This window comes from Luteolibacter algae (genome assembly GCF_042683045.1).
GTDB classification, from domain to species: domain Bacteria; phylum Verrucomicrobiota; class Verrucomicrobiia; order Verrucomicrobiales; family Akkermansiaceae; genus Luteolibacter; species Luteolibacter algae.
Genome location: NZ_JBHUIT010000002.1, coordinates 64,257 through 76,481, shown reverse-complemented (window position 1 = coordinate 76,481; position 12,225 = coordinate 64,257). Strand labels below are relative to the sequence as shown.

The 12,225-nt window shown below is 51.7% G+C and carries 10 protein-coding genes; 9 read left to right on the top strand and 1 reads right to left on the bottom strand.

Annotated features, from left to right (window positions below; translation table 11 throughout):
• Positions 1-82: 82 nt before the first annotated feature.
• Entirely contained in the window at positions 83-628 is a 546-nt protein-coding gene (locus tag ACFSSA_RS01625) for a hypothetical protein (protein WP_386818023.1), read from the bottom strand.
• A gap of 134 nt (positions 629-762) precedes the next feature.
• On the opposite strand from ACFSSA_RS01625, the gene ACFSSA_RS01620 reads away from it, so the two are divergent.
• The 9 genes from ACFSSA_RS01620 to ACFSSA_RS01580 all read left to right on the top strand — a co-directional run bounded on the left by ACFSSA_RS01620 (position 763) and on the right by ACFSSA_RS01580 (position 12,217).
• On the top strand, positions 763-2,346 hold the full coding sequence (locus tag ACFSSA_RS01620; protein WP_386818022.1) for a HEAT repeat domain-containing protein: 1,584 nt from the start codon (positions 763-765) through the stop codon (positions 2,344-2,346).
• A 119-nt stretch (positions 2,347-2,465) separates the two neighbouring features.
• Complete coding sequence (locus ACFSSA_RS01615) at positions 2,466-3,596, top strand: citrate synthase (RefSeq protein ID WP_386818021.1); 1,131 nt, start codon at positions 2,466-2,468, stop codon at positions 3,594-3,596.
• Between the two features lie 10 nt (positions 3,597-3,606).
• Positions 3,607-3,894 (top strand): hypothetical protein, encoded by a 288-nt coding sequence (locus ACFSSA_RS01610; RefSeq protein ID WP_386818020.1) that lies wholly within the window; start codon positions 3,607-3,609, stop codon positions 3,892-3,894.
• 205 nt (positions 3,895-4,099) lie between these two features.
• Positions 4,100-4,882: a MotA/TolQ/ExbB proton channel family protein gene (locus ACFSSA_RS01605; RefSeq protein WP_386818019.1), complete on the top strand. Its 783-nt coding sequence runs from the start codon at positions 4,100-4,102 to the stop codon at positions 4,880-4,882.
• Between the two features lie 86 nt (positions 4,883-4,968).
• Entirely contained in the window at positions 4,969-5,430 is a 462-nt protein-coding gene (locus ACFSSA_RS01600) for an ExbD/TolR family protein (protein ID WP_386818018.1), read from the top strand.
• 29 nt (positions 5,431-5,459) lie between these two features.
• Positions 5,460-5,924 (top strand): ExbD/TolR family protein, encoded by a 465-nt coding sequence (locus ACFSSA_RS01595; protein WP_386818017.1) that lies wholly within the window; start codon positions 5,460-5,462, stop codon positions 5,922-5,924.
• A 148-nt stretch (positions 5,925-6,072) separates the two neighbouring features.
• Positions 6,073-9,081: a tetratricopeptide repeat protein gene (locus ACFSSA_RS01590; protein WP_386818016.1), complete on the top strand. Its 3,009-nt coding sequence runs from the start codon at positions 6,073-6,075 to the stop codon at positions 9,079-9,081.
• Positions 9,082-9,129: 48 nt separating this feature from the next.
• The gene (locus ACFSSA_RS01585) at positions 9,130-10,032 is read left to right on the top strand and encodes a Mul1B family putative transporter subunit (RefSeq protein ID WP_386818015.1); all 903 of its coding nucleotides are present in this window, start codon (positions 9,130-9,132) and stop codon (positions 10,030-10,032) included.
• Positions 10,033-10,123: 91 nt separating this feature from the next.
• The gene (locus tag ACFSSA_RS01580; protein ID WP_386818014.1) at positions 10,124-12,217 is read left to right on the top strand and encodes a TonB-dependent receptor plug domain-containing protein; all 2,094 of its coding nucleotides are present in this window, start codon (positions 10,124-10,126) and stop codon (positions 12,215-12,217) included.
• Positions 12,218-12,225: the final 8 nt, after the last annotated feature.

Here is a 12,225-nt window from a genome sequence, read left to right as displayed (position 1 = left end):
AAAAATGCCGGGCGATGAGGTAGCAGGGGCGGGTCCTCCAATAGGGCTTGGGCAAATATGCCCCGCCAAGGATTCCGGCAGTCTACTCGGATGGCAGAATGCCCGTCAGAGCCGTCGGGAACGGAAGCCTTGTTTTCTCCGCACTTTGGACGGTTTTTACCGTGGGCGAAGTCACAGGAACATACGTTGTGATCTTATCCTGTGATCCGGTGCGTTGTGCAAGATTGAGCAAAGTGAGGGAAAGGATACCGCATGTGAGGGCTCCGGAGATACCGAACAACCACCAGCGGTGACTTCCGGAATGGGGATGATCCAGGCCTGTTTCACGATTAGGGAAATCGATCGTCGGGGCGCCGGGAAGCCGTGGTTCCGGATTTTCGCTATTCGCCTTGATATCAAGCATCTCCCGGAAAGGGGAGGCCACCGGTAGTGACCAGCCGGCAAAGTCATCTTCACAGGATGAGAGCGCCATCTCTTCGGGTTTGGGGTAAGCACGCGTGTAGGCGCTTTTTGCAATGACTGAAAGCACGACATCGTCATCCACGAAGCCTTGGCTCTCGATGCGTTGGTAACCTTTTGCAGAGGCGGATTTTTCCGAAGGAAGGGGATTTAAAGATAAAATTTCCATGTCGCTGAAAAAGTTCAGCTCAGTGAATAGATTGATCTTCAATATTAATCAACCTTTAATTAATCTTAAATACTTGGCGATCCCGTCACCCGGTGTTGCAATTCGTGTTGCGATCTATAAAAATACTTTCCCAGATGTCAGAAAACCCCGAATCAGATCAGCCTCTCAGTATCCGCTGCCCTTCGTGTCGCCAGCGTTTTAATGTGGATGAAAATTTGATGGGGCGGACCGTGGAGTGTGGCGGATGTGAGGCCCGCTTCCGGATCGATGATGAGGTGATCATCCGGCCTAAAAAGTATTATCCCGGGGAGCGGGGAGGTCCGAATTTAAGCAGGTTTCAGAGAGTTCCCCTGACTTCTGGAGAGGTCCCGGCGGGTGCCCGGCCGGTGCAATACGCGGAATTCAATCATCCCGAGCAGCTTGGTCCGGCGTCTCCCCAGCGGGTGATCGCGGGGATTCTTGGTGGAGTGCTCATGGCGGGAACCGCTTTGTTTCTCCTGCTTTCCAAAAGTCAGCAGGAGTTCGGTGCGATGAGTGTGATGGGTAAGTTGATCATCGCCTGCTTTGTTTCTCTATTGGGTCTGGTTTTGCTCATTTATGCAAATCCCCGTGGACGCAAGAAGGCTATTGTCTTTGGTCTGTTTATGGCAGCCGGAGTCATTTCCATTCCTCTTTTTGTGAAGGCCGGGCCAAGCCTGCCTGTGCAGGGAGAGAGCGCACCTGTCCGGCAGGAGGAGCCGAAGGCCGAAACCTCGGAAGCAGATGCGATCTCTCAATTGAGACGCAGGCTTGGGACAAAACCCCTGCTCGAAGAACAGACGCGCCTGCGTGAAAACGGCAGCGAGAAGAAAGCTTACGGTATCTATCTGACCGGATTGGTCCGGCGGAATATTTACACCGCCCGCGATTTCCTGATCAGGGACACGCAGGCCGGGCCCACGTCCCATCCGTATCCACGTGATGATGGCGACTATCTCGTCGTCCTGACAGGCGTTTCCATGGATTTTGGACAAGTCTCGGAGATCGCGTCCAAACTTGGAAAAATCGAGAGTGCCCATCCGGAAATCGATGTCGTTGTGATCCGTGTCAATAATGAGCAGTTTCTTGCCGGGTCCGCGGAAAAGCTGAACAACAAGACCGATCCCGCGTTTTACGATCTCAACAAGCGTGAGCTGGAAAGTATTGATCTGGATAGGGTTCGGCGCGCCGTCGAACGGCTGGCGGATGCCGAGCCAACGATTTACCGTTCCGATATCAGCAGGATGCTCGTTGAGCTGATGGCCAAGCCGGGGGTCAACTTCCATGATTCCATCGCCAGGGCGCTGAAAAGTTGGTCGGAGGATCCCAATGCCGCGGCCGAGGCGGCCGTGCCGGTAATTCAAAGATATGTGAATGCAGGAGAGATGGTTCCCGAGAATGTTGTCGATCTGGCAGCGATCGAAGGGAACGATGAAGCGATCCCATTGATTTATGAAATATGGATTGAGAATCCGATCTTGTGGGATTCTTATCTATTAAGATTCGGCGAGAAGGTGGAATCCCTGGTGCTCGACAAGCTGGAATCAGAAGACGCGCCCCTGCAGCGTTCCGCCGCAAAAATTCTCGGACAAATCGGCACTGGAAAGACCCTTCCTGCTCTTAAAAAGCTTTTGGACAAAGATGATCCTGAAATCCGGGTTCTTGCGGAACGTGCGATCAAGGCTATAGAAGATCGATAGTTCGTCTGAACTATTTTATGAGTGGGACACCGCATTACTGTCGATTCTCCCTTGCACCAGAGCACTCAAAACGCTTCCTTGCTTTCAGTTCATTTTAACAACGTTTCCTTACTCTCATTATGTCAGAATATGCACGCGGCCTAGAAGGGGTCATCGCCAACGAATCCTCTCTCAGCAATGTCATCGGCAATATTGGCGAGCTGAGTTATGTGGGCTATCATATTGACGAGCTTGTTAAAAACTGCAGCTACGAGGAGGTTATTTTCCTTTTGCATCACAATCGTTTGCCGAACCAATCCGAGCTGACAGCGTTTGAGAAAGGTCTACGGTCCGATAGGAATCTCCCGCAGCAGGTGATTGATTTTCTAAAAAGCGCTCCAAAAGAGGCATCGCCGATGGATGTTTTACGCACCGCGGTATCGATGCTCGGTTTATACGATGACAGGGCGGCGATTGGTGAGCCGGATCTCGACAAGAACGCGGCTATTGCTCTCTCTCTCTGTGCGAAGTCTGCGACGATTGTAGCGGCATTTCACCGTTTCCGGAGTGGACAGGAACTCCCGGAGATTCGTGAGGATCTCACCGAGGCTCAGCACTTTCTCTATCTTATCAATGGTGAGGTGCCATCCGATACCGCAGCCCGTATCCTTGATGTGGCACTCATCCTTCATGCGGATCACGGAATGAATGCATCGACCTTCTCCGCCCGCGTCACCATCGCGACTCTCTCGGACATGTATTCCGCGATCACTGCGGCGATAGGCACTCTCAAGGGGCCGCTTCACGGTGGCGCGAACGAGGGTGTGATTCATATGCTAAAGGAAATTGGCGATCTCGATAAAGTCGATGAATGGGTGGAAGGAAAACTGTCCCGTAAGGAAAAAATCATGGGAATCGGCCATCGGGTCTACAAGGTGCTCGATCCCCGTGCGCCCCATCTTCGGAGGCTTGCTATCCAATTGACCGAGGAATTGGGCGAGCCGAAATGGATCAAAATGTCCGAGCGAATCGCTGAAATCATGCGCGAACGGAAAAAGCTAGAGGCCAACGTCGATTTTTACTCGGCAACGGTCTACTATTCTCTCGGAATTCCTACCGATCTCTTTACTCCAATTTTTGCCATCTCCCGCACCTCCGGGTGGACGGCGCACGTCTTGGAGCAGCTCCGTGATAACCGTCTCTACCGCCCGCTGACAAAATACACCGGCCCGAAAACCCTCAGTCCGGTTCCACCGATTGCCTCGCGCTAAAAACTCCATCGTGAAAACCCATTTCATACTTCTCTCAGCAGTTGCGCTGACTTCATGTGAGATCCCAAAGCAAGCTTTGGTGATTGCCGAGCTGCCTGCGAATAATAGTGCAAGCCAGTCCGCTCAATCCTCATCCCAGGACAAGGCGACTCCTGCTCTGCCGAAAACTCCGTCGGACACCAATCTCAGGCTGCCCGATATGCTCGCCCTGCCGGATGAAAACCAGCTGCGGAGCACGACACCGGGAATCGCGAGCCCGAATGATGCCACTGTGATCACGCGGCCCCCAAAGCCATAAGTGGTGGGGTGTGGGGCACCTTGTGTTCGCGTTGGAAAGAGTCGTAAGCATTACGACTACAAGGATTGCGGGAACAGGTGGCGTGAAAGGATCTCCATCGCTCGATTGCGCCAGAGACGATGATTTTTTTAAAAATCTTCCTTGCGGCATTCCCTACATTTCTCACACTCACGGGCAATTCAAACAGCAACTTGCAACCAATTCCATGATTCAAAAATCCAGCTCCCGTCCTCGTTTCACCGCGACAGCCGCTATCGTTACCACCTTGCTATCCGCTCCGCAGCTCTTCGCCCAAGAAGCCGCCAAGGAACAAACGCTTCTCGATCGCTGGGTGCTGGACGGTGGTCCGACCATGCTTTTCATCGGCACGGCAGTTGTAGCCTTCATTGCGCTTGCCGTTTATAACTTCATGTCCCTAACGAAGGCAAAATTCTGCCCTTCGGATCTGCAGGCTGCGCTCATGGAGCACATGACAGAATGCCGTGTGCGTTCCGCCATCGAGCTTGCCGCTTCCCATCCGTCCTACCTGGGCCGCATGGTTGCGTATTCCTTCCCGAACATTGATGCTACCCAGCCGGAAACCCTCGGGCGCGATCAAGTGGAGGATGCAATCGCAGACTTCACCAACAACGAAGCGCGCAAGAACATGCAGTGGATTAATTACATCTCGCTCATCGCCCAAGCTTCGCCGATGCTGGGTCTGACCGGAACGGTTATCGGTATGGTCAATGCCTTCGGCACACTCCGCACCGCTGGTGCCGCAGATCCATCCCAGCTCGCTGGTGACATCTCCGTAGCGCTCCTCACCACACTCTGGGGTCTGATCAATGCGATTCCTTGTATTATCTGCTACTTCATTCTTAAGAATAAATACAATGCACTGGTCGCGGAAAGCGTCCACACAGCTGAAGAGCTTCTCAATGCTGCCGTGGCCACCGTAAACGCAGATACCCTTTACGCCAAGATTCCTGAAGGTATCGCCGTTTAAGCAGAGGAAACTCCCTGTGGAGGAGGATCGTGAGAGCGGCCTCCTCCTTATGTTTCCTTTAAAAACCTGCTAATTCGAAAATTCCTATGTCCTCAAAACTCAGAAAGGCCAGCTCGGCCGATGAAGAAGAAGCAAAGGTCGATATGTCGCCAATGATCGACATGGTCTTCCTCCTGCTTATCTTCTTCATTGTTAACGCGACCGCTATCGTCGTCCAAACAGACCCGGAAGTTCTTCCGCCTGTCGCTGCGAACTCCCTTAAACAGGAGGATGGCCGTGGGCGTATTGTGATCAACGTCCGTGAGGACGGAAAATATACCGCGGAGAACTTCAATGTGATACTCGCCGACGAAGCCGATATCTTTGATCTCGTAAAAGAGGAAAAAGAGAAAATCGACAGCCTCGGTCTTGTTCCAAAGCTCCATCTTCGTGGTGACCAGGATGCGGTCTTCAAATATTCCCGGACGGCTATTCGTGCTGCCGCCGCAGCAGGAGTCGATCAGGTGATCTTCGCGGTATATCAGACACACAAAGGTCTGAGAAAATAATCCTTTAAACCCCTAGAAAAACTCTTTCCATGGCACGCCATAAAAAATCAACCTCGGATCCGGAACCGGATCCGGACTTGGACATCTCGTCACTCATTGACGTTTGTTTCCTCCTACTCATCTACTTCCTGGTGACATCCACGATCACCCCTCGTGAGACAGACCTCGGGATGGCGCTTCCCGCCAATACTCCTAGCTCTGCGAGCCAGCCGAAAATTGAACCGATGTTCATCCGTGTGGATGCATCCGGTGCGGTTTTCTCGGGAACGGGATCCAGCCAGCAACCGCTCGATACGGATGTCAGCGTCCGCGATATGCCTTTGCTATTGAGTCAGCTTGAGCTTTATTCCGCAGCTGCCCGGAGTGCGGGGAGCGATCCTTTGGTGCAAATCTACGTGGATCCGGGCGCGACACAGCAACGCGTGATCGACGTGCTTAACGCCTTGGCTGGAGTTGGAATTACTTCGGTCACATTCACGGACCTGGTGGAGTGAATTTATTTCCTCCAATTGGAACCTAATCTATGCGCCGTCGGATGTTCCCTCTTGCAGGAACATTAGGACGGCGTTTTATTTTTCGAATACCTAACTTCTGAAAAACTATTTTCGCCTGAATTTAATCCCCCTTTCCCGATTCTTTTTTATGAAAAAACTCATTCTGGCTCTCGCTCTGGTTGCCACGTCATTACCTCTAGCCGCGGCAGAGGAAGATGATCTGCCATCACTTGTAAATAAAGGCCTCCAGGCCATGAACGAAGGAAATTGGGAGCAGGCACTCGCTCTCAACGCCGAGGCAGTCGAGCGCTTCGGCGGCGAGACCGCTCTCCAGCTCCACGGTCCGCAGTTCGGCGTCATCTGGTTCCGCAAGGGGATCAGCGAGCTAAAGCTCAGGAAGTATGAGGATGCGATGAAATCCTTTGAGGTCACCTACAAAGACTTTCCGAATGAAGGCAATACCAAGGGTAAGAACATCTTCAACAAGCAAGCACTTCTGAAGTGGGGTGAAGCTGCGATGGCTGCGGGCCAATATGAGCTAGCGATCGAGAAGTGGAAAAAATTCATCCAGGAACGCGACAAGGCGCGTGATAGCTACCCACAGGGCGCCTTCCATATCAATCTGGCAATCAGCTTTTTCCGTTTGGGACAGATGGAAGAGGGCATCGAGCATCTCGAGATCTCCATCAAAAACAAAGATACTTTTCCCACTCCACGTGCTGCGATCGTTTCCGGTTTCCAAGCGTTGGTCGCTGCAGCGGTTGCCGCCAAGGATGAGCAAACGGCGCTTGATTTCATCGAGAAAAATCGCGGTGAGCTGATTGTTGAGCCATTTGAAATGCAGCGGTTTTCAAAACTTTTCATGAAACTCGCCGGAGATGCGATCGCCGCGAAAATGCCCAAACTCGCCCTGAATCTTTATCAGTTTGTCCCTTCCACCCAGGTGGCGATCGATGATCTCCGCGCCAGAATCAATGCCATGGGAGCGCTGCCTCGTTTTGCCGATGGCGCGACTCAATTGGACAAGGCAAGCATGGAAAAGGAGCTTGCTGCTCTCGAAGCCGAACAGCGTAGCTCAAAATCCATTGAGATGATCAAACTGGCTGCCATCGCTTACCTCCATGAGGCGAATGGCTACGTCCCGGGTGCCTACGCGGCATACCTACAGTTGGAAACCCACTATCCGAAGGCCGAAAAACGTGAGGACAATCTTTACAACCTCGTCCGGACGTCTTCCATCCTCGGTGACGTGGAAACCACCAAGAAATATGGTGAGCTTTTCAGCAAGCAATTCGCAAATTCCGAGCATAATGCCAATGTTCAGAAAATGTTGCTTTCTTCGCTTTTCTTCGATGGCAAATACGAAACGAGTATCGAAATCGCCTCGGATATCATCGAGAACAACAAAGCGAAGGAAGAGACTCCCGAGCATGATCTCGCCCTGTTTGTCCTGGGAGGTTCCTATTTCTATACCGGCCAATACGAAAAGGCGGAGCCGATCTTGGATCAGCACGTTGAGAAGTATCCGGAGAGCTTGTTCGCGCTCACTTCCGCTTATTTTCAAGCGTCCAACACCTCACGGCTCCAGCTTTGGACAAAAGCAGCCAGCCAACTGGATGCGTTCTTGACCAAATACTCTGATGCCAAGGATCAGACCTACATCCCGCTCGCACTCTATGACCGGGCGAATGCTCATTATTCTGAAGAGCAGCCGGAAGGAGCGCTTGAGAAACTGAATCGTATCATCAAGGAGTTTCCTGATTCACCGATCACAGACCAGGCTTACAATCTCAAGGGCAATGTGATGCAGGGAGAGGATAAACTCGAAGAGGCTGAGGAATCCTATAAAAAGGCTCTGGAACTTGCAGAGGCCCGTGGTCACGGCGGTGTCGCTGGCGAGGCGCTTTACTACCTGGTCGCATTGATTGGTGATCAGCCGGAAGGTGATGACTCCAAGGAAAAACTCAAGGAGGCGGTCCCCTTTGCTGATCTTTATTGGGAAAAATATTCTGCAGGATCTCCATACAATGCCCAGATGGCGGTTGCCCAGTTGGCTCCTATGTCAGCGGCAGGCCGTGATGATGAATCACTTGAGCGACTTCAAAAGGTTATCTCCACCATGGCGAAGATGCCGGAAGCGTATGGGTTGGAAGCGGCAATCAATTCCTACACGGAAGCTTATCTGAAGAAATACACACCTGAGGAACTCAAAGAACATTACTACAATTTCCCGGGTATCAGTGTTCAGGACAAGGCTGCCCGCGCATTACTCCGTATCGCGGTGATCGGCGTGTTCGAAAAAGTTGCTGAAAATAATGAGAATGCCGACAAGCAACGGGCCGCGAAGGCTATGATCCAAGTGCTCTTCCGTAACCTGAAAGAGGACTTTGAGTTCAAGGATCTATCCAATTACATTTTGGTTAAACTGGGAGACTATCTCCGCACCAACACTTCCGCTCCGAGGGAAGCTGTTCCTTATTACGATGAGGCTCTCAAGCGGCCCGATAAATCCTATAACTTTGCCGCCCTCTTGGGCCGCGCAGATGTATACGGGAATTCCAGCCAGGATGCGGACCTCAATAAGGCTCTCGAGGACTTCGAGCGCATTTTCAAGGAATCCGACGAAAAGGGACAACGTGAATTCGCCCTCTTCCGGATCATCGAGGTTTTGATGAAAAAAGGCGACTACGCGAAAGCTGCTGAAAGAGCCAACCAGTATCTCAACCGCGACAAGGAAGCTGGTGAAGTTCACGGCTTTACGAAGTATTCTCCGGAAGTTGGTTACATTCTCGCCAAGAGCTTTGAAGAGCGTGACATGATCGATGACGCGATCTCCATGTATGTGAAAGTCTGGTCCGCACATATGGGCTATGTCAAGGTATCCGCTCCGGCTATCGAAGCATGGATGAAACTCTCGCATAAGCGTAACAACCAGTCGAGCGATCCACAAGTTCCTTCAGACAGGCAGGGAGCTTACGAAGGCGGGCATCGCTACATTGAGCTCACCGGTCGTTTTAAAGACAAGCTCTCTCCAGGCGATCTAAAGTTGTGGGAAGCGGTGGAGACACTTACGGAAACCTACGAGGCTGATCCAAACATCAAGTCAGTTGAGCAAATCAAAAAAGAAAAAGAAGAAGCCGCGAAGAAGCGCAGATAATCTACGGGACCTGCTTAAATCATTCGCATAATAACTATCATTCCTCTTATGAAAAAACTCATTCTTGCACTTCTGGTGCCAGCATTTTCGATCTCTGCAATGGCGCAGAAAGATTTCCAAGCCGAGGCAATTCTTTCCAGCGACAGCGGGACGATCAACGCATGGATTCTGGCAGCTACGAAGACCAGTATCCGGTATAAGAAAACTGCGGTATCCACGGATCACACAGATGGTAAAATCAATGATTTTTCTCTGATTTATCTAAAGGAACCGTCAGCGTTTTCCGAAGCGATGGACCTTTTCGAATCGCGCAAATACAAGACAGCCCAGGCTAAATTTGCTGAATACAAGGAGTTTTCCAAACCAGTAGAAACCCTGAAGGGTAATTACTCAACTCTGTCGGCTTTCTACGAGATGGAATGCATGAGGAAGCTTGGTGATTACGAAGGACTTTCGAGGGCTCTTCAAAATTTCAGCAAAGAGCCTTTGGTGCGGGATTACCATCTGCGTCAGTTGGATCTTTATGTGATGTGGGACGCTGCAAGAACCAAAGCCTGGGATCGCCTCCTGTCGATGGCGGAAGAGAGAGCGAACGAAAACCTCCCGGATTATCAGCGTGCGCAGGTCGCCTATTGCAAAGGTCTTGCTTTGCAAAACCTCAAGCGCCCGGACGAGGCCTTGCTGGCTTATAATACTGCAATGACCGCAGACGCCGGGGCTTCCGAGGAAATTGCCCAAGAGGCAATCTTCAATGCGCTTCGTATTTATTATGATAACGAAGAAGTTCAGACAGCGCTGAAAGCAATGGGAACTGAAGAGCAAAACAAAAATTCCCGTGGTTACACATTGCTGGCCCAGGCTTCGTCATTAGCCAAGCTCTACGACTCATTGCTCAAAACAGGGCAGCCATTGCCTTCGGATCTGAGAAATTTCCTCAAATTCGAGAGCTGATCGTCGCTGATAAATTTCAAGAGCCTGTGGTGAAAGCCACAGGCTTTTTTTGTCTAAGTTTTTCCCGTGACCGTGCGTTTCCCCAACTCTCATGAAAATCCACTCGACGCTTTATCTATGTCTTACCTTTCCCCTGGTCGCTCAGAATTATCTGGAACCATTGGTTCTCACCGCGACTCGTAGCGAAATACCACTGAGTGAGGCCGCTTATTCTGTGGAATCATTCGGTGCCGAGGATTTTCTTGAGAATACAGTCCGGACCCTGCCGGATGCACTTCGCTACACACCCGGCGTTTTGGTGCAGAAAACCGCATACGGACACGGCTCTCCCTATATCCGTGGTTTTACCGGTAGGCAGAATTTGCTGCTAGTGGATGGTGTGCGGTTCAATAATTCGACTTTTCGCGGCGGTCCCGTGCAGTATTGGAATACTTTGGATACCTTTTCGTTGGATCGCTTTGAACTCATCCGTTCACAGGGATCTGTTCTCTATGGCTCGGACGCTGCCGGCGGGACGCTGAACGCATTTACCAAGTCCGCGGATTTCCAGAATGAGCAAGAAGGGGAAGTGTTTTCTCACGGTTCCGCGTATTATGAATATCGGAGCAATGGTCGGGGAAGCCACTTGGGACGGTTGGAGACCCAAACCGGAATCGGTGGAAAATTTGGTCTTCATCTGGGAGTGTCCGCCAAAGAATTCGGCGATATTGAGGACTCTGCGGTAGGATTGATGCGCGGGACGGGCTATCCGGAACAAGCGATCGATGCCCGTATTGACTACGCCATTGATACGCGGACGACATTGACTTTCCTGCATCAGAATTTCAATCAGGACAATGTCTCGCGGTGGCACTCCACCCGCGACAATCCGGGCTGGACTCATGGAAGTTCATATACGCTGCCGGGGAGTTTTATTGCCCGGGATATTGATCAGGAGAGATCGTTGTCATATCTGCGCTTTACGCATGAAAATGATCAGGCGGACGCATTGATCCGCAGGGTGACGGGAACGCTTTCCTATCAAACCTCCTCCGAAACAGAGTTCCAAATTCGCACGCTGACGGATCTCCGACGCCAATCCTATGAAGTGGATACTCTCGGGTTAGACCTTGAATTGGAATCAGCAGTTGCCGGAGGGGCGTTGGTCTATGGGGTGGATTATTACCATGATTCCATCGATTCTACCGCTTCCAGGAACCGGGGCTCAGGATTTGCCTTTGATATCACAAATCGTCCGGTTGCCGATGATTCTTCGTATGACCTCTTCGGTGCATACGCTCAATACATCAGACCCATTGGCGAAAAATGGGAGCTCACGGGAGGGGTTCGCTTCACCCATGCGAGTGCTGATCTGGGGAAATTTTACGATTCCAATACCAGGATGGATCACTCGGCGAGCGATTCATGGGATGATGTATCCGCCTCGCTTCGCGCGATATATAAGGTCGACGATAAAAGTATGATTTTCGGCGGGCTTTCCCAAGCCTTTAGGGCGCCGAATTTGAATGATCTTTCAGGAAATCTAACCTCACGTTCTGGCATGAATTCCACTGGCTCTCTCGAGGTGGAGCCAGAGGAATTCCTCACTGCGGAACTCGGATATCGGGAGAACCGGGAGCGCTCCGGGTATAGCGCTTCCATTTTCTACACCCACGTATCGGATGTGATTACGGGGGTTCCGGTAGTTTCCGGATCCGGCACGACTGTCACTACAAACGGTAGCGATGGCTATGTCTACGGAGTCGAGCTGGAGGGATATTGGGAGATTTTCCCACAATGGACTCTTTCCGGATTTGCCGCCTGGCAGGAAGGGCGGACCGAGACTCCAGCCTTCATCGGCGGACCGGAGATCGACGAGTATTTTTCCCGTCTTCTGCCACTCAGTGGTTCGCTGGCGTTACGGTGGGATCATGCTTCCATGCCTGTGTGGATCGAGGGCAGGTTACTCGCCTCTGCCGAGGCGGATCGCCTTTCTAGCGGTGATCGCGGAGATACCCAGCGGATCCCGGTCAATGGAACTCCCGCGTATGCGGTGGTGTCCATGCGCGCAGGCTACAATCCTACGGAGAAGATCCAGCTCACAGCTGCGGTGGAGAACATGCTCGATGACGACTACAGGCTGCATGGTTCCGGACAGAACGAACCGGGGGTCAATGCGATCATCGGGGCGAAATACATTTGGTAGTTTCCCCA

Coding starts and splice junctions, on each gene's coding strand:
- ACFSSA_RS01600 (WP_386818018.1), top strand. CDS start 4,969: ATGTCCTCAAAACTCAGAAAGGCCAGCTCGGCCGATGAAGAAGAAGCA.
- ACFSSA_RS01585 (WP_386818015.1), top strand. CDS start 9,130: ATGAAAAAACTCATTCTTGCACTTCTGGTGCCAGCATTTTCGATCTCT.
- ACFSSA_RS01605 (WP_386818019.1), top strand. CDS start 4,100: ATGATTCAAAAATCCAGCTCCCGTCCTCGTTTCACCGCGACAGCCGCT.
- ACFSSA_RS01580 (WP_386818014.1), top strand. CDS start 10,124: ATGAAAATCCACTCGACGCTTTATCTATGTCTTACCTTTCCCCTGGTC.
- ACFSSA_RS01595 (WP_386818017.1), top strand. CDS start 5,460: ATGGCACGCCATAAAAAATCAACCTCGGATCCGGAACCGGATCCGGAC.
- ACFSSA_RS01615 (WP_386818021.1), top strand. CDS start 2,466: ATGTCAGAATATGCACGCGGCCTAGAAGGGGTCATCGCCAACGAATCC.
- ACFSSA_RS01620 (WP_386818022.1), top strand. CDS start 763: ATGTCAGAAAACCCCGAATCAGATCAGCCTCTCAGTATCCGCTGCCCT.
- ACFSSA_RS01625 (WP_386818023.1), bottom strand. CDS start 628: ATGGAAATTTTATCTTTAAATCCCCTTCCTTCGGAAAAATCCGCCTCT.
- ACFSSA_RS01590 (WP_386818016.1), top strand. CDS start 6,073: ATGAAAAAACTCATTCTGGCTCTCGCTCTGGTTGCCACGTCATTACCT.